The sequence below is a fragment of the Thalassolituus sp. UBA2590 genome, assembly GCF_002339775.1.
Classification (GTDB): domain Bacteria; phylum Pseudomonadota; class Gammaproteobacteria; order Pseudomonadales; family Oceanobacteraceae; genus Thalassolituus.
Genome location: NZ_DDKU01000103.1, coordinates 12,549 through 34,044 on the forward strand (window position 1 = coordinate 12,549; position 21,496 = coordinate 34,044).

The window sequence follows — 21,496 nt, forward strand, 5'->3', positions numbered from 1 at the left end:
ACTATTCAAATGTAGCCCAGACAGGGGCGTGATCCGATGGTTTCTCTGTGCCCCGTATGTCGTAAGACACACCCGCATCTATGCAGCGCTCATAGAGAGACGGTGTTACCAGGATATGATCAATTCTCAGGCCGCGCTTTGGCTCGTCATCGAACCCCTTTGAACGATAATCAAACCAGCTGAAGGTGCTGTTGTCAGTCGGATGGATCTTGCGATGCGCGTCCCGAACACCCCAGCTAAGCAATGTCTCGTACCACTCCCGCTCTTCAGGCTGAAAACTGCACTTACCGGACTTTAGCCAACGCTTACGATTAGGTTCGCCAATACCGATATCGGTGTCTTCAGGTGAGATATTCATGTCACCCATGATCAGGACGTTATCGCTGGTCGTGAAGTTTTCATTCAGGTAGCGCATCAGATCTGCATAGAACTTACGCTTTGCCGGAAATTTTGTTTCGTGATGGATGCTCTCGCCCTGCGGGAAGTAGCCATTAATCACATGCCAGAGTTCACCGTCGATGCGGTATGTCGCATGAATCAATCGTTTCTGAGCTTCGTCGTCGTCCCATGGCCAACCTTTCTGAACGGACTCCGGAGCATTGAGGCTGAGAAGGGCAACGCCGTAATGACTCTTCTGGCCAAAAAATTCAACGTGATAGCCGATTTCATGAACAATACCGATTGGGAACTGCTCGTCGTGTACTTTCGTTTCCTGTAAGCCAATGATGTCGGGCGCTAACTGATCACGAATGGCTTCGAGCTGATGTGGGCGTGCGCGAACCCCGTTGATGTTAAAACTCACGACCTTAGGCATTGGTAGACTCCTTCTGTTGTGCGTCAGCGAGTGGGCGTCGGATATCGGGCTCGTTGAAAATTCCGAACGCGATCTTGCTGTCGATGTTCAGGTGATGGGCGTGAATGCGACTCATGGTGCCCTTCTGGCAATAGAGCAGGTATCGGTGTGTTTCATCGAACTCTGCGCGCCTTGACTCCAATTCGTAAAAAGGTATTTCAAGTACGCGGTTGTTCGTCAGCTCAAGTGGGTTGTCTGCTGATTCGGCCGGGTGGCGGATATCAACAATGACGTCGTTGAGTTTGGGGGTTTCAACAATAGGGACATCTTCCAGGCCACTTTCCGCCTCTGTGATTACCTCATCGATGCGTTGCGTGACAGAGCGGCTGAGCGCATCTTCGAGTACAGCCATGTCGAAATCCAGCTCTGTTTCTTCGACACGCTTGCGGTCGCCCATCGTCGTTGGATTGACCGAGATTACACCACAGTATTCCGGCATGTTAGCTGCGAAAGCTTCTGTACCGATACGTCGGGCGGTATTGATAATCTCCTGCTTATCCATGGCCGCCAGTGGGCGCAGTACCATGTGGTCAGTTACCCGGTCGATGACCGCAAGATTGGTGATGGTCTGAGACGCCACCTGAGCTACTGCTTCACCCGTGACGAGGGCAGGGAGGCGAAGGTCATCAGCAACGCGCGAAGCTGCACGGAACATCATTCGTTTCAGTACGACGCCCATCTGACTCGTTTCTATTTTGGTAAGAATCTCGGTCACAACCTCTTCGAAAGGCACTGTCACAAATTTAACCTTATGGGACTCGCCGTACGTGCTCCACAGATAGTGAGCGACTTGTTTGACGCCGATTTCGTGAGCGCTGCCGCCCAGGTTGAAGAAGCAGAAGTGAGTTTTTAGCCCGCGTCGGGTCATCAGGTAGCTGGCTACCGTTGAGTCGAAGCCGCCTGAGATCAGAGAAAGAACATCTCCCTGACTACCCAAAGGATACCCACCAAGGCCTTTGATCTGCTGGCGCACCACCTGAACCCGGTCATTGCGTATCTCAGCATTGACCACGACTTCTGGATTCTTAAGTGAGACCGAGGCAGCATCTGTCTCTTTTAATATGCCGCCACCCATGTAGATCTCAGCCTGATGCGACGTAAAATCGTGGTGCCCGGCACGCTTAATGCGTACACAGAAGCTTTTTCCAGCTACTCGCTCGCGGTATTCATCCCTGACTCTTTGGTAAGCGTCGTCGAGGGTAGTGAATTCGTATTCACCAATCTCAAGTGAAAAACCGATTCCTGGAGTATGGCTCAGGATGTCGATGGCTTTGCGCCTTGATACGTCATCTTCCTGGTTCATGACAATCAGCAGGCTATCCCACTTATTCTGAACATCCGCAGACAGCATGTGCTGACGAAACAAGACCTGCAGATTCTGACGAAGAATCTTGGTCATCTGTTTTCTGGCGGATTTGGATTTGATCGTGATTTCAGGGAATAGCTTTACAACAAACTTCATGACAGACCAAGGGTGGGTGCGAAACGCGGCATTATAGCGGAGCGCTGGGCAGAGTCATAATACGTCGGAGCAGGCCATAAGTATTCACACTGCAATGACAGTGACCACATTGCCATATCAACCCGGTGCGACTAGTGACTATTTCAGCCACTAAGGTTCACAAAGGAACAGGGTAACACTAGTTTCATTAGTGAAAGATAAATATGTCTCCAGCACTAAGTGAACTGAAGGAGTAGGAAATGGCGAAGCGTATTGCACTCGTTACTGGTGGTACAGGTGGCATCGGATCAGCCATCTGCAAGAAGCTTGTGGATGACGGCTATCAGGTGATTGCAGGGTATTACTCGGGCGGCAAGCATGAAAAGGCCCAGAAGTGGCAAGAGCAGATGGCGGCAGAGGGGTACGGTATACCAGTCGCTTTCGGCAATATTACCGAGTGGGAATCATGTGAGGCGTGCATTGAAGGGATTAAACGCGACTTCGGAACGATCGACATTCTGGTAAACAACGGCGGGATCACCCGTGATTCTACTTTGCGGAAAATGAATCAGGAGCAGTGGGTTGATGTTATCAATACCGACCTGACTTCTGTTTTCTATATGACGCGCATGGTAGTGAATGACATGCTCGCTAACGGCTATGGGCGAATCATTAACATCAGCTCAGTGAATGGCGAGAAAGGGCAATTCGGTCAGGCCAACTATTCTGCGGCTAAAGCAGGCATGCATGGTTTCACTAAAGCTGTTGCTCAGGAGGTCGCGAGCAAAGGGGTGACCGTTAATACTATCTCCCCTGGGTACATCGCCACGCCAATGATTATGGAAGTGCCTGAAGAAATCCGTGAGGGTATTCGTAAGAATATTCCGGTTGGTCGCTTCGGCAAACCAGAAGATATTGCTCGTGTGGTGAGTTTTCTTGCGCATGAAGATGCCAGCTTCATTACCGGGACGAATGTGTCTGCGAATGGTGGTCAGTACATGCACTGACCGGTCCTGTAAAACACTGAAGGGCGCCGGTCGCCCTTCAAGCTTATTGCCTGGTTAACCCATCTTTGCCGCGCTCACAGCTACAGCTCGGGCTTAAGTTTCTTGTGGCGGGCACTTGCGTGGCGTTCACGCATCTCGGTGTCGATATAGCGATCTGTCGTTGCCATGCTGGCATGACCTGCATCTTCACGTACGTGTTCTTTGGGTCGAAATTTCACATCTTCCGAAATTCCAGTGTGTCGCAACCAGTGAACTGTGGAGACCTTCAGCTCCTGCGCTTCCTCTTTCAATCCCTGTTCTGACATGCGCTCGTAGGCCAGGTCGAAACATTTCTGCACCAGATAACGCACTTGACGGGTACTGGTAACTGGGCCGCGTCCTCTGAGCTTGGGAAGTAATGGTGTCTGCTCGCCAACATAAGGTAATGGAGGTAGGGATAGGTGTGTCCGGTACCTGCGTAGGGCGGACATCATGTCATCCGATACGGTAACCATTCGCGCTTTGTTTCCTTTGCCAACCACTCTCAGCCACCAGTTACCGTCCTGGTCTTGTTGAAAATCACCCATGACAGGTGCGGAGCGCTCGTCAGCGACGAGCTCCGAGATCCTGAGGTACATGCCGAACAGGCATTTCATAACAAAAAGAGTTCTCTCGTGTTCAGCTGGGTTGGTTTCAGCGAGTTGCTCAACCGTTTCTAATATGAAGTCCCACTGTAAATTCGAGAGCCTTCTGACAGGCTCCTGATACGCGTGACGCTGCAAAAACTTACTCTTCTGGCGAATCAGACTGACGGGATTGAGCTTCAGGTAGTCTTCCTGGATCAGGAAGTTGAAGTAGGTAGACAGAACTGCGAAGAGCGACTGAAGTGATTTCTGCGACAGAGCCATCGAGGGGGTGTTACCGAGCTTGTCTGGTTTGCTGACGAACGGGCGCCATTTGGGGTTGATCGTGCGTTCTCCGTTTTTTGAAAGAAACCGTGGTGCCTGAACAGATCCTGTCCAGGTCTTGGGCGGGTTCTGGCAAAAATGAACGTACGCCTCAAGGTCCTGCCGGGTGAGTTCACCGAGCGATTTTTTCTGAATCGTCCAGCACCATTGAAGCAGGCGCTCTGTCTCGCGCCGATAACTATTAAAGGTTGCTGTTGATCCGTTATACGCCTGCAAGAAGGTGATCGTGTGAACGAGATCATCAAAGGCATCCGATGGGCTGGCCCCGTAAGTAGACAGAGTTCTTCGCGCATACGACAAGGGGTTGCTGATCTCGTCGAGCTGGTCGATGAGTGGTGTCGGCGTCTGATGCTCAGGCTTCATATTGTCGTCATAAGGTTTGGTAGTGTGAAGATTTGTGGATTTAACTGTGCTCCAAATTATCGGAAGTAGCAAGGCCTGGATTGTACTGGCAGATCAGGCGCTCTTAGGGAGCATTGCGGTGCAGTTTCTTATACTTGATGTCAGCTCTGCTTTTGAGTTTGGTGGTAGAAAGTGACTTAGAAGAATGAGCTAACTAATTGAAAGATAAAACGTTAAGTCCGTAGTTCATTCGTTTGATGCGCACATGCTCAAAATCAGGGGGCGTTTTTATTTCGGTAAGCACTGCGGTAAGCACAAGAGACTGAATACGTATTGAGTGGTGGTTGGGATGAAGGATTGGGGTTATTTAGTCCAGGCATTGCTAAGGCAAATCGCTATGGTTTCTTGGTCGAACCGTTCGCGAAAGACAGCTCAGATTCTCTTATCGATTCTATTCCGATAATAACAATTATCGGAAATAGCATGCTTGTAAGGGACGCGGAAATAACCTTCGCGCGAACTATGTAGTACGCAACGTACTCAATTGAGGGCTTTCCGTAATCCTTACTCCTGCTGAGCACAGAAAATCGTCGGCGTTTTAGTAACGGTTGTATTCGTATTTGATCTCAGCCCGCCCGGAAACCTGTTTGAGTACAGCGCCGAGTGGATCAAGCCTGTGCTTGTTGTTCGTCCTTGGGCAAGGTTGATCGATCCACGCTCCCTTTGAAGTTCGCATCCCCTAAAGAGACCTGTGGCGAGTGTTGTACTGAGTTACTGGCTGCTGCAATTTCAGTCTTCTGGATGGGGGCATGCGATGCTTCAATCTGCAGAGATGAGCGTGTTGGTGCAACTGAATTGCTGAGTATCGATTGGATGGTATCCACATCCGCCTCCTTGTTTCCATATCCTAGTTGGTTCTCAATACTATATCGGCTAAGCGATTAAAAAGTTAAACCCGGATAATCGTGTGTCACTCATTCCTGAGCATGGGAAAATCCGCCCTCATGAGTTACACTCCGCGCCCCAAAGACAGCACCGCTGTCACTCACGATTGTCTCAAAATCAGGTAGCCGATATTTATGTACGCAGTTGGTCAGCGATGGATCAGTGAAGCAGAAACAGATCTGGGATTGGGGCTTATTCAAAGTGTCGATTTCAGAATGGTCACCGTCTACTTCCCTGTCGCGGATGAATCGAGAACATACTCTATTCAGGGTGCGCCCCTCACCCGAATCCGGTTTGCACCGGGAGATGAAGTTCCACTTCAGGATGGTAGCTTGTTTACAGTTGCTGAAGTCACCGAAATAGACGATATTCTCTTTTACGGCAATGGCGACCGGGATATCCCTGAAACCATGCTAGCCGCTGCGATTCAGTTGAATGCGCCTTCCGATCGATTGTTTACCGGGCAGATAGATAATAACAATCTGTTCGAGCTGAGGCAGTCTGCTCTTTCCAGAATCGCGGAGTTACGTAGCCGCCCTTACTACGGTTTGCTGGGCGCGCGCACTAACCTGTTGCCACATCAGCTGCACATTGCAGAGCAGACTACTCAGGATGCGCTGCCTCGCGTTCTGCTTGCCGATGAAGTCGGGCTCGGTAAAACCATCGAAGCAGGTCTGATATTGCATCGTCTGATCCGACTGCATCGCGTGCAGCGGGTCCTTATTCTGGTGCCCGATCACCTTGTGCATCAGTGGCTTGTGGAGATGGTCCGCCGCTTCAACCTTCACTTCAATGTAGCGACTGAGGCCGACTTCATCGAGGGAAATGGTTTTTCCTCGGGGCAGATGTTCATATGCCCACTGTCGCTGGCGACTACTGATATTGGAGCAGCCGAAGCACTTTCCGAAGATTGGGATGTGGTTGTTGTCGACGAAGCTCATCATCTGTCATGGTCTGAGGATCATCAGGACGACGGCTATCGACTGGTGGAGCAGCTTTCACATATCGCCCCATCGGTTCTGCTGCTGACGGCAACTCCTGAACAGCTCGGCATTGAGGGTCATTATGCCCGTCTTCGCCTGCTGGACCCGGATCGTTATCCTTCTCTGGCGGCCTTCCTCGAACAGCAGGATAAGTATCGACCATACGCTGAGCTGGCTTCAGCGCTCGACTCTGGTGATGAACTGACAAGCGAGCAGCGAGCGCTGCTGGATAGCAGTATCGCTGACCATGAGAGAGAATCTGATGAGCGCGCTCTCAACGCACTTATTGATCGCTTCGGTCCGGGACGTGCACTTTACCGAAACACCCGCCACGGCGTTGCCGGATTCCCCTCGCGACTTCCTGATATCGTTCGCTTGCCGTTGCCGACAGATTTTGCCGACAGCCCAGATCAGTTGCATCCGCAGCAAGGCCTTTATGACTGGTGTTCCGTGGATAGTCGCGTTGAATGGTTGCTTAATGTGCTTGCTCAGAATAAGTCAGAGAAGTTCGTTCTGATAACGCATGATTCAGACACAGTACTCGATCTTGAAAAGTTTCTGTGGGAGAAACACGCCGTCCCTTGCTCAGTGTTCCATGAGCATATGGATATGGTTGAGCGCGATCGTGCCGCGGCTTACTTTGCGGATCAGGAACAAGGTGCAAGACTCCTTATATGCTCTGAGATTGGCAGTGAGGGGCGTAACTTCCAGTTCGCATCTCAGTTGATCCTGTTCGATTTGCCATTTAACTGTGATCTGATTGAACAGCGCATTGGTCGCTTAGACCGCATTGGTCAGAAAAAAGACATCAATATTCACATCCCAGTGTTCGAAGGGCACGCCACTGAACGCTGGGCCTCGCTGCTGAATCAGGCATTCGACTGCTTCAGTCACCCTAACCCTACCGCCCAGCCTCTTCTGGAGAAATATGAAGGCCAGGTTAAGGCGGTGGTGCTTGCTGATGAATCGGCCGACTCTCTGGCAGAGACAATTTCTGCAGAACGTAAGGCTCTCGAAGCACAGTACGAACAGGGCCGCGACAGGCTGCTCGAAATTCACTCCTGCCCGCCCGGGCGTGCACGCCAGCAAGCGCAGGCTATGGCAATTCAGCACATTGAAGATGAAGCTGAACTGAACGACTTCATCGAATTGTTCGCCGACGCGTTTGGCTTAGAGGTTGCAGATCTTGGCGGTGAGTGTATTTCTATCACGCCGGGCGATCATATGCTGGTGCCAGACCTGCCGCACTTGCCTGAAGATGGGTTTATGGCGACGACTCAGCGTGACGTCGCCCTGAGCCGGGATGATGTTCAGTTCCTGAGCTGGGAGCATCCATTCGTTGATCAGGCGCTTGAGCTTCTTACAACCAGTCCTGTCGGCAATGCCGCTGTTGGTTATATCGAAAATCACGACTTCACAACCGGTGATTGCTTTGTTCAGTTGCAGTTTGCTGCGATCTGTCCCGCTGCTCGCGCTCTGCAGATCGAACGATTCCTGCCACCGGACGCTATGCATCTGACTATGACGCCGACCGGTGACCTGAAGGTTAACGAGCCTGACCTTGGGCAGTTTGTTTTGCCTCTGAAGCGTGGCACGGCCCGTGGCTTAGTAGAACAGAAAGAAGCCCAGGTAAGACCTCTGATCAGCAAGCTGGAGAAAATGGGCATGGGCCAGCTTGGTAAGATGGTAGATCGGGCGTCAGCAAAGGCAGCTGAAGCGTATGAGATCAGAATTGATCGGCTAGAAGCATTGGCAAAAGGAAGCGGTTCAGTGTCACGTTCCGAAGTTGCGTCGATTGAATCAGAGCGTGACGCCGTTCTTGAGGCAATTAAGGGCTCTCAGTTAGTACTCGATAGTGTGCGGCTGGTGTTCTGCGGCTGAGCGGAAACTGTCCGCCTGTCAGCACTTTAGCCCCCTTGAAGGGGTCCTGTGGAAGAACCGACAAATTTGACAAGTTTGCATAAACGACCAATTTATCATCAATTCTGAGGCCCATCGTCACGCCAAAAATGCTGTTTCACATGATCCTCCAATATCCTTGCCATCGCGTCTACATCAATTTTCCCGCTGCTTTTCTTGAAGTTATACCGACCTGTAAATAACGTATGTGTCCAGGCAATCGGTGAAATCCGGATAAATTCATCGATGACCGCTTGAGGCGCGCCGTTGGCCAGCATCCTTTGGTACACGGCATTCAAGATCATGCTGTTGTAGGCCACGATACAGTTGGCGATTAACCTGGCAGCATGGGCACTGACCCGGTTTTCGACGATTCTTTTGCCTTGAAAGATGCCGTTATAAGTCTTCCGGATATTGCTCTGAAGCTGATGGTAGGCCTCTGTGCGATTACGGGCGCTTCGGATTGCTTTCCTGAGCTCCATATCGTCAATCAGATTGAGAACATGGATACTCTTGAAGATGGTATTATATTCAAACAGCGCGGCTTTGAGCCTGGCATAACGGGCATGTGAGTTGAGCTTACGGATGATATTGCTCTGGGTGTTCTCCTGCATGATGAGTGAAAGTAATACCCGCATGACACCTCGACGTTGTGAGCGGATACGATCAACATTGATCACGCCCTTGGGTTTGAGGATTCCGGTGTCATAGTCTAACGGTTCAGCGGTATAGATATCGTCAGCAGCGTCTCGCACATTTTTGATGCTGGGGACATAATCCACGTCGATGGAATCCAGCGTGACTAAATTCAGCTTGTTCAATGAATGGTTATCACCGGTCACCATGTGGATATCAATATCGGTTTTGTTGTTGTAGATCATATCGTACAGCGAATGTCCTTCGTACTCGTTCAGGCCGATATTTTTCGCATTAACTGCCACATAGTTGGCGAGCAGCGTGTAGAGTGAGATACCACGGCCTTTGCCAAGGTGCTTCCTGGAGTAACGGGATTGAATTGTACTGTCTGTGGTCGCAAATTTTTGTCCATCCGCATCCGCTAGTACTTTCTCATCCATCAAATTCCACTGATTAAATATGGGAAGCGAATGAATGTGGTTACTGACAATTTCATTGGCGGCGCATAGCGTATCCACCCGCACGAAATCCTCCCGCATTGCACGTAACTGGCTGATTTCCAGGTCAGACATATCAGCCATTTTCAATGTACCGAACCCAAACGCCTCTGATAACAAGCAGGCGTTGATCGCCAGAGGCAGCGGTTTTTTCCGCTTGGTGTAGCGATCTTTCATGTGGGTAAATGCGCTCCACATTCCAATCCGATCGCCGATGAACATGACAATACTGGCAATGTCCACCTTGGGCAGGTTTTTAAAGAACGCATCATCCAGCTTTTCAACACTGTCATAGAGCAAACTCCAGTGTTGTTGTCCGGTCTTGGTTTCTCGAACACTGAATCCATGATTATTATTCTCACGGATATTGTGAGTCGTTCGCTCCCAGGCGTTGTTCAGCTCCTGAAGCGCCTCCTCAAGTCGCTGATCACAGTAGATGGGTATCTTGGGATAACCAAACTCCGCCGCGATCTTCTCAACATCGTCTACCAGTGCGTCGTCCACCAGATCGGTATCGATATCACAGTAAGAGACACTGTCATTGCAATAGAGACGGCCACGGTCAATCTCATGATAAATTTTCTGGTAAACAAAGAACTCGAACAGGTACGGATCGATGTGCGTGTCATTCGGTTCCCGCTTCAAATATTGATTCATGTTTTTGGGGATGGTAAACCCCAGGTCATCACAAATTTTTAAATCCGATGGACTTTTCCCGCTGGCATAATGCGCTTTCAGTAGATTGATCAATTCGCCGATGTAGCTGTTTTCCTTGTAGTACTCCAGCTTGACTGTTGTAAATATCGGGCGAAGATACAGTGCAAATATGCGAGAAGATTTTCCATAGTACTCCCACAAGGCGGCTTTCTTATCGAAAGATTTGCCTTCCAGAAACTCTGCCATGGCTGAAAACTGCTCTTTGGGCAACATGCTGTAGGCTGCTTCATTCAGTTCATCCTGACTCATGTTGGGGTTTCGATTTGGGAACCACTTCAAAAACTTGGCCAGCTTGGGAAAGTCGGTCACCACCTTGGAGCTGTGCTCCATATGAGCCATTGAGGCGTAGGTCTTGCCGGCGTCCATAATGGCGCGGGTGTGATAGCAAAAACTAACGATCAGATTATCCATAATCTGTTGGTAGCGGTGGTAAACAAAGCACAAAGCATAGAGCCATTTTTGCGGTTTGCTCAGCCGACGTAAGCGGGATGCGGCATACTGTTCGGCAACATCGGCATAGTAGCGAACGGCATTCTTTGACAACCCCAGAGACGGAATAAAACCGTTCGCAAACTCGTACAACTCCTCAATCCGCAGGGCTTTGTCCACTTCCGATTTGACCGCCGTATACTGAAAGTCTTTTTGATCCGCGCGAATGATGTTGAGCGCCGTGATACCATCATCTCGCCGCACCAGCGTCATAAGCTGGCCACTGATTGATGACGGTATGGAAGAGATGGCGTTATTTAACCGCTGTTCCTCGGCGGCAAAGGCGCGGCTGAACATGTCCTGGAACGTTCGATAGGACGGAATGATTAAATTCTGGTGATCGAAAAACGCGAGCAACTGCCGGAAAGCACTGTGCCCTTTGGGGTAATAGCGTAATAACAGACCGATGTGGGATTCTATTTCAGCTCTAAATTGAGGCGACCAGCTTCGGTAGTCGAAAAGTGACAGTATCGCCTGGCGTTGCTTACGCGAATATTCACGAGAGAGGTTTCCGGTGAACTGTGCCGCATCTGCACCGTTGTAATAGGTTGCAACGATATATTCAACATCGGCACTGACCTCATCGAGCGAATAGTTAAAAAACTGCTGCTTGGCCTTGAAATAACCCAATTGCAGGATGAAGTGGATACGGGTCTGGGTATTGCGAAACTGCTCAAGCGCGGCGCGTTCTGTCGGACTTAATGAAAAATACAGGCTTTGTTCATGGGTATTGAATTCTGGGCGAGCATATAACTCTTCGACTTCCGTGCTGGATAACAGCTGAATACGTTCGATATTTTCCATAGCGAGTGCCGATTCAATGCGGCCCGATCGTCAGCCACATTTAAATCACCTCGCGCCCATCCAGGTGATTCACTGGCACCATCCGCTTGTGCAGGACACCAAACACCACCAACTGCTGCGCATGAACCACGTAATAAATGACATGACTGATGTGGGGGAAGCTCAACACGTCCTCCCCTACATCCGGCCTGGGCTTTCCCAGGGACGGGGTTTCAGCCAGCAGGTGAAGGGTTTGTCGGAGTTCGAACAGGTATTTCTTCGACTGCGCTTCTCCCCATCGGTCTAGGGTAAAACGACGAATGTCGATAAGATCGGATTGAGCATCCGGGGTTAAGCGGTAATTTGACATGGCGTATTGGCGGGACTAATGATCCTTGGGAACATCGACAATGCCATCGGCGATCCCCTGTGCCAGCATTTCCATGAGTTTGGCAAAACGATAAAAGCCATCGTATTGCTGACAGATGTAATCCATTTGGATGTGAGAGGTGCTATCCATCACCCGTTTGAACACATCCATGTAGTCGTAGCAGGTTTGCAATAATTGCTCATCCCCGGCTTCGGTAAGAGGAAACCGGAGGGCGTGGTCATGGATGATCTTTACCATCTGAAGTTGTTCTGCATTCAGCTCGACAGCAGACATTTTTCTTCCCCCAGAAATTTTATCGTCTAGTCGTGGTGACCTGATTCCAAATCATTAAAAAATGCTTCACCATCAACGGTGTTACCTGCTTTGATATCAGCTTTGGTCTGAGTGGCCCTCGACTGCAACAATCTCAGCTTGAGCGCTTTAATGCTCTCGTACTCATCCATTGAGATAACCACAGCAACCGGTTTTCCGTTTTTATTGATCTGGATTGGCGCACGTTGCGCTTTTAGCAGCAGGTCACCAAACTGGGTTTTGGCTTCATTGGCAGAAAGTGTGTCCATGGTCTGGTACCTCACCAAATATCGTTCGATTCGTCCATAATATTCGAAACGAGCGATCTACGTCAATGCCTTGCCTCGCCTGTCTACACGGACATAGCCTCGAGCAGTTTCCCTGGAACTGGCCAGAAACTGCGCCATGAGCCCGACCTCAGTGAAAAATCGCCGAACAAGGTGGAATGGGATATCCAGGGTAGACGTGTGACTTCCAATGATCAGAAAACCAATGTTACCGCTTCGGATTCTGACTAGGTGGTCAGATTTTGCAGTATGCCGCACTGCTCCACCGTGCGGTCGCTTGAGCAACTGCGGCGCAACGCTTTGAGTTGCCTACGCAATTGCGTCAGCTCGGCAATGCGGTCTTCCACTTGTTGAATATGGGCGTCCATCATCCGATTCACCTTATCACATTGCGCGCCAGGCGAGCGTTTGAGCGCCAATAGTTGACGGATTTCCTTCAAGCTGAGATCCAGACTGCGGCAGTGTTTAATGAACAGCAACAGGTCGACGGCCGCTTTGTCATACAAGCGAAAATTTCCCTCGGTGCGTTGGGTTGAGGGCAGCAGATTTTCTTTTTCATAATAACGGATCGTCTGTATTGAGCAGCCGGTAACGCTCGCCAATTCTCCTATTTTCATAACCACCAATTTCACTCTTGATTCTATAGTGACTATAGAATTTAAACTGCATAACCAGGAAAAAACAAGAGCGTTTTAATATGACTGAGCAATGCTGTGCTAGCTGTAACAGCGATGCACGAGACAACACACCACAGATTTCCGATGGCACAAGCGTCGTCCAAGGCGGCTATGTTAGCGAGTATCATGTCTCCAGGATGGACTGCCCTTCGGAGGAAGGCGTGATCCGCATGGCATTGGATAGTGTGGAACCCAAAGTAACGCTGGAATTTGATACCCCCAATCGCATAGTGCGTATCTTTCATGGGGATAATGCCGATGTGATTGAGGAACGGATGCACTCTGTTGGTTTGGGCGCTACGCTTGAAATCACATCACCCGTAGACAGTGATGCCATCGCCCAAGCACATGAAGATGCACAACAGGAGGCACAAAAAGAATCGGGTATTCTGAAATGGCTACTCGCCATCAACGGCATCATGTTTGTCATTGAAATCACCATCGGCTGGTGGGCGCAATCCACTGGCTTGATCGCCGATTCCCTGGACATGTTCGCTGATGCCGCCGTTTATGGCGTGGCGCTCTATGCCGTTGGGCGCAGCACTCGGTTGAAACTGCGCTCGGCACATTTTTCTGGCTGGTTGCAACTGATGTTGGCGTTTGGCGCTTTGAGTGAAGTTGTGCGGCGGTTTATGTTTGGCAGCGAGCCAGCGTCCGTCCTGATGATGAGTATGGGCCTGGCTGCTTTGGCGGCCAATGTGTTGTGCCTTGTGCTGATCGCCAAAAGCAGGAATCGTGGAGCGCATATGAAAGCCAGCTGGATATTCTCCGCCAACGACGTGATTGCCAATCTGGGGGTTATCCTGGCTGGTGGCCTGGTCGCCTGGACCGGTTCCCGCTATCCGGATCTGGTGATTGGTCTCATTATTGGCGTCGTTGTCCTAAACGGTGCACGACGTATTTTGCAGCTGAAATCCTGACCGGAAACGGTTTTGGTGAACTTTTCTATAATATGATAGTCTATGGCAGCTAGTGTTTTGAACCTGACAACATAAGGGCTCCACATTTCACATGAACATCCGCCATCATTTAACTTGTCTACTGGCTCTACTGATTGCCCTGCAATCCGTGGCTGCCATGGCGGACGTTCACCAGCTTCATCAATTCGGGACGGAGCACTTGGAATTCGACCATTCGCACCAATCCAGTGCCACTGATACCCAAAACGACAATCTGCTCGCCAAGCAGACACCCGATCAGCCCGGACAGTCTGTATATGACTGCCACCATTGCTGCCATTGTCATGGCCACGGCTCTGTCGTTCTGACCGGAGCCGCTTCACACTTGGCCAATTTATTCTCAGAAAACGGACAAGCCGACTATCAGGCCAACCTCACCTCTGGTATTCCCCCCTCTCTGTTTCGCCCTCCAATCGCCTGATCGCGCCTCAAAAGCACGTCATCAGTCGCTGTAGACTTGGGTTACAGCGAACAATTGGTATTTATTTTAGGGTGAAACATCATGAAACAGATCGCTATTGGGCTCGCGCTGAGCCGAGCGCTTGTCAATTCCGCTCAGGCCGAAAACAGCTTGCCTGAAATTGAAGTCGTCAATACCGACAACCAACGCTGGCATTTCCGCCAGGTGACCGTGAACCATACCGCCGCGGAGCTGACCGTCTTCGGACGGATGGATGCTCACCTGCGCTACGGCCTTCCCCGAGGCCATGTAGACATCGCAGCCTGGTCTGCTGATAACGAATTGATTGCGGAAACAACCACTGATTACTCACCGCGCCTTCTCACCAGACGCGCATCACGCAAGGGCGGCGTGCGTTTTTCTGCAAAGCTCCCCGCCTTGCCTGGTGATACCGTAATAAAGGTCGCCTTTCACCGGGATGAACCCCAACAACGGCAAAATCCGGTGCACGACCAAACCGTCGCACGCTGAATTTCAGGAGCATCAATATGAGACGATTTGACTGGCCCAGACGGGCCTTGCTGGGCGCGTTCTTGTTTTTTCCGGCCATGCTTGCTTACGCAGAGACATCGAGTTGGAGCGCCTGGCTCGCCTCCCAGATACAAAAACACCCCGAGGTGCTTGCCGCCCGCGAGCAATTGCTGGGCTCCAACGCCAGCGCCGATGCGCTGGAGCAGCCGCTTTACAACCCGGAGCTGTCCACCGATTTGGAGCGTAATGGAGTGGAAGACAACTACCGGGTCGGCGTTCAGCAGACCATCGACTGGTGGGACAGACGGGGTGCAAGACGGCAGCAGGCGGGCTTTATGCGAAGCGCCGCCGAAGCGCTGTACCAGCAACAAGTGTTGGACAAAACCGCCGAGGCGCTTGCCGCACTGGTGGAGTGGCATGCCGCCAACCGCGCCGCCGCCATTGCCCAAGCGCAACAGCAGCAACTTAACGCCTTGCTCGAACAGGTGGATAAGCGCCAGCAGGCAGGTGATCTGGGCAGCATCGATGCCGAACTCACCTTTCTGTCCCTGTCACAGCAGCTGGCTCAGGTTGCCGAGGCCGAAGCCGCGATACAGAAAGCCGAAATCCGGGTTCGCGAGCTGCTGCCCGCATGGGCGCCCACGCGAGGCGGCATTCCTGATGATTTCTGGCCCTCCCAGCCAGACTTGACCTCGGATCAGGAGTTACTGCAACACCCGGCCGTAGCCAGCGCCCACGCCCGCTGGCAGTCGCTGAAGGAGGAAGCTGAAGTGACACGGCGTACCGCCAAGGCGGAGCCCACCTTTGGCGTCAATTCCGGTCGTGATGGTGGAGAGAGCGTTGTCGGGCTGACCTTCTCCATCCCGTTGAATGTCCGCAACAACTTCAGCGCAGAAACTCGCGCCGCTGAACGCATAGCGCTGGAGGCCGAGGCTCGTTTTCAGGCTATCTACCGCAAGCAGCGCTTTGACTGGCAGGCTGCACAGGCCACCTGGCAGCGCTTTGAACAGCAATATCGCCGCTGGCAAGAGGTTGTTCAGGGTCGGGTCGAGAACAGCGCCGAACTGCTGAAACGGCAATGGCGCACGGGTGATCTGTCCACCACTAATTATCTGCTGGCCTTGAATCAACGCACCGAAAGCCTGCTGGCAGGCATTGAGCTGGAAAAGCAGACACGGCTTGCGCTCACCGAAGCACTTCAGCAATCGGGCCACCTGAACAACGCAACAAAGTCATCGACAGCGTCAACGAATTAAACAGGAATGATAAACATGAATAAAACACTGGTAGCCATTTTGGTGGCTGGTCTTGCGACCGCAACCGCCAGCTACGCCAAAGAATCTGAGTCTGAGCATGCACGTGAGCATGGGCAGGAAAAAGCGATAACGGCGGCACCCCATAGCGAACAGGATAATCATGACGATCATCGTGAGGAAAACCATGAAGAGCATGATGACCATAAGCCTGACACCGAGCACGGCCACGCGGAACACGGCGAGGACGTCAATAGTGATCACAAGGATGCGCACGATGATCATGGCGACGAAAATCATGATGAACACAGCGCCCACGACGAGCACAACTCCGGCTCAGAACACGGACATGAAGAGCATAGCGAGGGCGGTGACCACGGTGATCATGGTGGGAATGGAGGTCACCAAGAAGCTGCTTCTGCGTCACTGAACCCGGCGCAAATGACCCTGGCCGATATTCAGATCAACCCACTGACTCCCAGAAAGGTCGATTATCAGCTTTACGCACCGGGGGAGATCCTTTCCAACGGCTACACCAGTTACCGGGTATCGCCCCGGGTGCCCTCCGTGGTGCTGCGCCGCCATGTCGCCCTGGGCGATCACGTCGAACAGAGTCAGCCGCTGGTTACTCTGTTCAGTGAAACCGTGGCGCAAGCACAAGCCAATTACCGCACGGCTTGGCCTGAATGGCAGAGAGTACAGGAACTTGGGCGCAAAACCGTGGGTGAGCAGCGTTACTTCACGGCCAAAACCAACCTAGAAGCGGCACGGGCGACGCTGCTGGCCTACGGCCTTTCCGCCTCGGACTTGCAAGCGTTGGTCGCTTCTCAGCAATCTGTTGCATTAGGGGAGTATACCCTGCATGCCGAGATTGACGGCGCGGTGCTTAGAGATGATTTCGAGCAGGGGCAGCGCATCGAGGCGGGCGCGCCCTTGATTGCGTTGGCCGATGAAAAGCAACTCTGGGTGGAGGCCCACCTGCCCGCCGATCTCTCCCTGACGCTGGGCGCGGGAACGCGGGCGGAAGTGGTGGCTGGGGATGTCCGTGTAAACGCCAAGGTCACTCAGGAGGCGCACACCATTGATCCCATCTCCCGTACCCGTACCGTGCGCCTGTTGGTCAATAACCCGGAACACCGCCTGCACCCTGGCCAGTTCGCCGAGGTGTATTTCCGATTCCAGACTAAAAGGCCCGTGCTAGCGGTACCCGAAACCGCACTGATGCGCGGCGCAGACGGAGATTGGACGGTGTTCGTGGAAGACCATCCTGGCGAATTCCAGCCAGTGGAGGTGGAGCTGGGTCGAGCGCTCGGGCCGCTACGTGAAATTAGCGGTGTCGGTCCGGGGGCTCGCATCGTCACTCAGGGCGCTTTCTTTGTTGCCTCTCAGATCGCCAAGGGCGGCTTTGACCCCCATAACCACTAAGCAGTAGGAGACCCCATGTTTAACCGAATTATCGATTGGGCGGTCATCAACCGATTGCTGGTGGTGATAGCCCTGATCACACTAACGGTCAGTGCCGTTTTTATTATTCCAAAACTGAATCTGGATGCTTTTCCGGATGTGACCAACGTGCAGGTATCTGTCAATACCGAAGCACCGGGGCTGGCTGCCGAAGAGGTGGAACAGCTTATTACCTATCCCATCGAAGCCGTGATGTACGCCTTACCGGATGTGGAAGAGGTGCGCTCCATTTCCAAAACCGGCCTGTCCGGCGTCACCGTAGTCTTTAAAGAAGGCACCGATATCTATTTTGCCCGGCAACTGGTATTTGAGCGGCTTCAGGCTGCCAAGGAGCTGATCCCCGATGGCGTCGGCACACCGGAAATGGGCCCGAATACTTCCGGCCTGGGTCAGGTCTATCAGTATCTGCTGGTGGCAGAACCCGATGCCGGTTTCGACGCCATGGCTTTGCGTAGCTTGAACGACTGGGTGGTGAAGCTGCTATTGATCCCGGCCGAGGGCGTGACCGATGTGCTCTCCTTTGGCGGTGAGGTGCGTCAGTACCAGGTTAACCTAAACCCGTCCCGACTGTTGGCCTACGAGCTGACCCAGGACGACGTCATGATGGCACTGGAGCGCAACAACACCAACGTCGGCGGTTGGTATATGAACCGGGGCCAGGAGCAACTGGTGATCCGGGGTACGGGTTGGCTGGATCATGGTGAGAAGGGCTTGGAACAGATCCGTCAGGTGCCACTGAAAACCGTGGACGGTACTACGATCACCGTGTCCGACGTGGCGCAAGTGGCCCTGGGCAGTGAGATCCGTCAGGGAGCGGTGACCATGACGCGCAAGAACGCCGACGACAAGGTGGAGAATCTCGGCGAGGTGGTGTCCGGCATCGTGCTCAAGCGCATGGGGGCCAACACCAAGGCCACCATTGATGGAGTCAATGCACGCATTGAGCGTATTAACCAGGCATTACCGGAAGGTGTTCGCTTCGAGGCATTTTACGATCAGGCGGATTTGATCACCCAGGCCGTACAGACCGTGGTCAATGCCCTGCTGCTGGCGTTTATTTTCATCGTCGTGATCCTTGCGCTATTCCTGATGAACCTGCGCGCCACCTTTCTGGTGTTGATGTCCATCCCGATATCTATTGGAATCGCTTTAATGGTGATGGCTTGGTTCGGATTGTCGGCCAATCTGATGTCGCTGGGGGGGATTGCGGTCGCCATTGGCATGTTGGTGGATGGCTCCGTAGTAATGGTGGAGAACATATTTAAACATCTGACGCACCCGGATGCTGAACATGATACCCAGAGACAATCGCGGGTGGATTCCGATGACGTGGACCCTGTTGATGCGGCCCACGACCGTCATGGTATTGCCTTGCGCCTGCAGGAAGCCGGTAAGGAAGTCGCTCGCCCCATCTTTTTTGCCACGGCCATTATTCTGGTTGTCTTCATGCCACTGTTCAGCTTTGAAGGTGTCGAAGCCAAACTGTTTCAACCCATGGCCATCAGTATCATGCTCGCCATGCTCTCGGCGGTGTTGGTGGCCCTGATCATCGTGCCTGCACTAGCAACCTATCTCTTTCGCAGGGGGGTTCGCCAACGCGAGAGCTTTGTATTGAAGCCGCTCGATCTGCTCTATCGTAAAGGTTTAGCCTGGGCGATGGGACACAGCAAAGTGGTGGTGGGTGTCGCTGCCATTATGGTGGTAGCGGCCGCGTTGGTTCTGCCCCGCTTGGGTACGGAGTTCGTGCCCGAACTGGAGGAAGGTACCATCAATCTGCGTGTCACCCTGGCACCTTCTTCCAGTCTGGACACGGCCCTGGAAGTGGCCCCCAAACTGGAGGCCAAGTTGATGGAATTCCCGGAGGTAACCTATGCGCTGTCGCGCATTGGCCGGGCTGAAATCGGCGGCGATCCTGAGCCGGTGAATAACATCGAGATCTATATTGGCCTTAAACCGGTGCCGGAATGGACCAGTGCAGACAACCGATATGAACTCCAGTCATTGATGGAACAGAAACTGGAGCAACACCCGGGCTTACTGTTCAACTTCTCGCAACCCATCGCAACCCGTGTGGACGAGTTGCTCTCAGGTGTCAAAGCGCAGCTGGCCATCAAACTGTTTGGTCCCGATCTTGCCGTGCTGGCCAATAAGGGCCAGGCCATTGAGGCCGCAGTAAAAGAAATCGAAGGTGCCCGCGATGTGGCCATGGAGCAGATCGCCGGTGAATCTCAACTGGTCGTGAAACCGGATCGCAGAGCCTTGTCCCGTTACGGTCTGGCCGTGGGCGACGTGATGGAGCTGGTACGCGAAGGGCTGGGAGGTGCCAGTGCCGGCCAGATCATCAATGGCAACGAGCGTTACGACATCTACGTGCGGCTCGCTGAGCGGTTTCGCGAAGACCGTGAAACCATTGCCGACCTGCGTTTACAGGCCCCGTCAGGTGCCTGGGTTCGCCTAGGGGATGTGGCGGAAGTCAGTATCGCATCTGGTCCACCGCAGGTGCGTCGTGATGACGTGCAGCGTCGAGTGGTGATTCAGGCCAATGTTCATGGACGGGACATGGGTAGCGTGGTTGCTGATATTCGTCAGGTGATTGCCGAGCAAGTGGACCTGCCCACCGGTTATTCCGTCGATATCGGTGGCCAGTTTGAAAATCAGCAACGAGCGCAAAAGCGTTTATCCCTGGTGGTGCCGGTTTCGCTGGGATTAATTGCTTTGTTGCTTTATTTTGCCTTTGCCTCGGTTGGCCAGGCCATGCTGATTCTGGTGAATGTCCCGCTTGCGGTGATTGGTGGTGTGTTTTCACTCTGGATTTCCGGTCAGTATTTGTCGGTGCCCAGCTCAGTGGGCTTCATCACCTTGTTTGGGGTCGCTGTCCTGAATGGCGTTGTCATGGTGGAAAGCATCAATCAACGGATTGCGGATGGCTTGAAAGTATCGGATGCGGTGTTTGATGGAGCGGTTTCAAGGCTAAGGCCCGTGCTGATGACTGCTATTACCTCGGCACTGGGTCTGATCCCCATGCTGCTGTCGAATGGTGTCGGCGCAGAAATCCAAAAGCCTCTGGCGAGTGTGATCGTGGGCGGATTGGTAACCGCTACGTTCTTGACGCTGTTTGTATTGCCGGTGCTGTTTGCCTGGTTTTCAAAAGGCAAGTTAAGCGACATGGCATAAACGTTTTGCCTGCCCTTATCGTTACGGTCAGGGCAGGTACATTTATTGTGTAAGGGTTGCTTATGCATCAACACGATCATTCACACCACAAAGATGAAAGCGCAAGCCGCATAGCAATGGCGTTCTTTCTTAATGTGGGCTTTACCATCATCGAATTCATCGGCGGCTGGCTCACCAACAGCACGGCTATCATGGCCGATGCGGTGCACGATCTGGGTGACAGTCTGTCCATTGGCAGCGCCTGGCTCCTGAACCGGCTGGGACGTAAACCCGCCGACACCGAATTCACCTATGGCTACCGGCGGTTGTCCCTGTTCGGCGCCCTGATCAACGGCCTGGTATTGATTGCCGGATCGCTGTGGGTATTAAGCGAAGCAATTCCCCGACTGGCCAATCCAGTGATGCCCGTCACCGAGGGCATGTTAGCGCTGGCGATTCTGGGCGTCACCGTCAACGGTATTGCTGCTTATCGTCTTAGCAAGGGAAATACGCTGAACGAAAAGGTATTGAACTGGCATTTATTGGAAGAT

Annotated in this window: 18 protein-coding genes; 9 read left to right on the forward strand and 9 right to left on the reverse strand. The window is 52.4% G+C overall.

The annotated features are described in order from the left end of the window. Position 1: 1 nt before the first annotated feature. Complete coding sequence (gene xthA / locus B2067_RS09270) at positions 2 to 814, reverse strand: exodeoxyribonuclease III (protein ID WP_301388231.1); 813 nt, start codon at positions 812 to 814, stop codon at positions 2 to 4. Then, complete coding sequence (gene thiI / locus B2067_RS09275) at positions 807 to 2,315, reverse strand: tRNA uracil 4-sulfurtransferase ThiI (RefSeq protein ID WP_297533569.1); 1,509 nt, start codon at positions 2,313 to 2,315, stop codon at positions 807 to 809. Before thiI ends, xthA begins: the two co-directional genes overlap by 8 nt. Before the next feature lie 239 nt (positions 2,316 to 2,554). Here thiI and phbB point away from each other — a divergent pair, with 239 nt between their 5' ends. Further along, positions 2,555 to 3,301, forward strand: a complete 747-nt coding sequence (gene phbB, locus B2067_RS09280; RefSeq protein WP_068435040.1) for an acetoacetyl-CoA reductase — start codon at positions 2,555 to 2,557, stop codon at positions 3,299 to 3,301. Between the two features lie 80 nt (positions 3,302 to 3,381). On the opposite strand, the gene B2067_RS09285 is transcribed toward phbB, so the two are convergent. Together B2067_RS09285 and B2067_RS09290 are read right to left on the reverse strand one after the other, a co-directional pair. After that, positions 3,382 to 4,611 carry a tyrosine-type recombinase/integrase gene (locus B2067_RS09285; protein ID WP_301388232.1) on the reverse strand — a complete coding sequence of 410 codons (1,230 nt, stop codon included), beginning with the start codon at positions 4,609 to 4,611 and terminating at the stop codon, positions 3,382 to 3,384. 647 nt (positions 4,612 to 5,258) lie between these two features. Continuing rightward, on the reverse strand, positions 5,259 to 5,474 hold the full coding sequence (locus B2067_RS09290) for a hypothetical protein (RefSeq protein ID WP_297533568.1): 216 nt from the start codon (positions 5,472 to 5,474) through the stop codon (positions 5,259 to 5,261). Between the two features lie 195 nt (positions 5,475 to 5,669). Between B2067_RS09290 and rapA the strand changes: the two genes are divergently transcribed. Next, complete coding sequence (rapA, locus tag B2067_RS09295; protein WP_301388233.1) at positions 5,670 to 8,399, forward strand: RNA polymerase-associated protein RapA; 2,730 nt, start codon at positions 5,670 to 5,672, stop codon at positions 8,397 to 8,399. 98 nt (positions 8,400 to 8,497) lie between these two features. On the opposite strand, the gene B2067_RS09300 is transcribed toward rapA, so the two are convergent. From B2067_RS09300 to cadR, 5 genes are all read right to left on the reverse strand, one after another. Further along, the gene (locus B2067_RS09300; RefSeq protein ID WP_301376531.1) at positions 8,498 to 11,560 is read right to left on the reverse strand and encodes a Tn3 family transposase; all 3,063 of its coding nucleotides are present in this window, start codon (positions 11,558 to 11,560) and stop codon (positions 8,498 to 8,500) included. 40 nt (positions 11,561 to 11,600) lie between these two features. Next, positions 11,601 to 11,909 (reverse strand): type II toxin-antitoxin system RelE/ParE family toxin, encoded by a 309-nt coding sequence (locus B2067_RS09305; RefSeq protein ID WP_068435048.1) that lies wholly within the window; start codon positions 11,907 to 11,909, stop codon positions 11,601 to 11,603. A 15-nt stretch (positions 11,910 to 11,924) separates the two neighbouring features. Further along, positions 11,925 to 12,203 carry an arylsulfatase regulator gene (locus B2067_RS09310; RefSeq protein WP_076515235.1) on the reverse strand — a complete coding sequence of 93 codons (279 nt, stop codon included), beginning with the start codon at positions 12,201 to 12,203 and terminating at the stop codon, positions 11,925 to 11,927. Between the two features lie 26 nt (positions 12,204 to 12,229). Further along, a complete protein-coding gene (locus B2067_RS09315) occupies positions 12,230 to 12,490 on the reverse strand; it encodes a type II toxin-antitoxin system Phd/YefM family antitoxin (protein WP_068435052.1) in 261 nt (86 codons plus the stop codon). Between the two features lie 245 nt (positions 12,491 to 12,735). After that, positions 12,736 to 13,125 carry a Cd(II)/Pb(II)-responsive transcriptional regulator gene (gene cadR, locus B2067_RS09320; protein WP_068435055.1) on the reverse strand — a complete coding sequence of 130 codons (390 nt, stop codon included), beginning with the start codon at positions 13,123 to 13,125 and terminating at the stop codon, positions 12,736 to 12,738. Between the two features lie 80 nt (positions 13,126 to 13,205). Here cadR and B2067_RS09325 point away from each other — a divergent pair, with 80 nt between their 5' ends. From B2067_RS09325 to B2067_RS09355, 7 genes are all read left to right on the forward strand, one after another. After that, positions 13,206 to 14,105 (forward strand): cation transporter, encoded by a 900-nt coding sequence (locus B2067_RS09325; protein ID WP_068435057.1) that lies wholly within the window; start codon positions 13,206 to 13,208, stop codon positions 14,103 to 14,105. A 91-nt stretch (positions 14,106 to 14,196) separates the two neighbouring features. After that, the gene (locus tag B2067_RS09330) at positions 14,197 to 14,565 is read left to right on the forward strand and encodes a hypothetical protein (RefSeq protein WP_076515232.1); all 369 of its coding nucleotides are present in this window, start codon (positions 14,197 to 14,199) and stop codon (positions 14,563 to 14,565) included. Between the two features lie 81 nt (positions 14,566 to 14,646). Then, positions 14,647 to 15,075, forward strand: coding sequence for a hypothetical protein (locus tag B2067_RS09335; RefSeq protein ID WP_008284410.1), 429 nt, complete (start codon positions 14,647 to 14,649; stop codon positions 15,073 to 15,075). Positions 15,076 to 15,092: 17 nt separating this feature from the next. Further along, the gene (locus tag B2067_RS09340) at positions 15,093 to 16,331 is read left to right on the forward strand and encodes a TolC family protein (protein WP_301388235.1); all 1,239 of its coding nucleotides are present in this window, start codon (positions 15,093 to 15,095) and stop codon (positions 16,329 to 16,331) included. 15 nt (positions 16,332 to 16,346) lie between these two features. Further along, a complete protein-coding gene (locus B2067_RS09345) occupies positions 16,347 to 17,753 on the forward strand; it encodes an efflux RND transporter periplasmic adaptor subunit (RefSeq protein WP_301388237.1) in 1,407 nt (468 codons plus the stop codon). A 15-nt stretch (positions 17,754 to 17,768) separates the two neighbouring features. Next, complete coding sequence (locus tag B2067_RS09350; RefSeq protein ID WP_068435065.1) at positions 17,769 to 20,966, forward strand: efflux RND transporter permease subunit; 3,198 nt, start codon at positions 17,769 to 17,771, stop codon at positions 20,964 to 20,966. A gap of 62 nt (positions 20,967 to 21,028) precedes the next feature. Continuing rightward, positions 21,029 to 21,496 (forward strand): cation diffusion facilitator family transporter (locus B2067_RS09355; protein ID WP_301388239.1); only part of this gene is annotated, 468 nt, incomplete at its 3' end.

Coding starts and splice junctions, on each gene's coding strand:
- xthA (WP_301388231.1), bottom strand. CDS start 814: ATGCCTAAGGTCGTGAGTTTTAACATCAACGGGGTTCGCGCACGCCCA.
- thiI (WP_297533569.1), bottom strand. CDS start 2,315: ATGAAGTTTGTTGTAAAGCTATTCCCTGAAATCACGATCAAATCCAAA.
- phbB (WP_068435040.1), top strand. CDS start 2,555: ATGGCGAAGCGTATTGCACTCGTTACTGGTGGTACAGGTGGCATCGGA.
- B2067_RS09285 (WP_301388232.1), bottom strand. CDS start 4,611: ATGAAGCCTGAGCATCAGACGCCGACACCACTCATCGACCAGCTCGAC.
- rapA (WP_301388233.1), top strand. CDS start 5,670: ATGTACGCAGTTGGTCAGCGATGGATCAGTGAAGCAGAAACAGATCTG.
- B2067_RS09300 (WP_301376531.1), bottom strand. CDS start 11,560: ATGGAAAATATCGAACGTATTCAGCTGTTATCCAGCACGGAAGTCGAA.
- B2067_RS09305 (WP_068435048.1), bottom strand. CDS start 11,909: ATGTCAAATTACCGCTTAACCCCGGATGCTCAATCCGATCTTATCGAC.
- B2067_RS09310 (WP_076515235.1), bottom strand. CDS start 12,203: ATGTCTGCTGTCGAGCTGAATGCAGAACAACTTCAGATGGTAAAGATC.
- B2067_RS09315 (WP_068435052.1), bottom strand. CDS start 12,490: ATGGACACACTTTCTGCCAATGAAGCCAAAACCCAGTTTGGTGACCTG.
- cadR (WP_068435055.1), bottom strand. CDS start 13,125: ATGAAAATAGGAGAATTGGCGAGCGTTACCGGCTGCTCAATACAGACG.
- B2067_RS09325 (WP_068435057.1), top strand. CDS start 13,206: ATGACTGAGCAATGCTGTGCTAGCTGTAACAGCGATGCACGAGACAAC.
- B2067_RS09330 (WP_076515232.1), top strand. CDS start 14,197: ATGAACATCCGCCATCATTTAACTTGTCTACTGGCTCTACTGATTGCC.
- B2067_RS09335 (WP_008284410.1), top strand. CDS start 14,647: ATGAAACAGATCGCTATTGGGCTCGCGCTGAGCCGAGCGCTTGTCAAT.
- B2067_RS09340 (WP_301388235.1), top strand. CDS start 15,093: ATGAGACGATTTGACTGGCCCAGACGGGCCTTGCTGGGCGCGTTCTTG.
- B2067_RS09345 (WP_301388237.1), top strand. CDS start 16,347: ATGAATAAAACACTGGTAGCCATTTTGGTGGCTGGTCTTGCGACCGCA.
- B2067_RS09350 (WP_068435065.1), top strand. CDS start 17,769: ATGTTTAACCGAATTATCGATTGGGCGGTCATCAACCGATTGCTGGTG.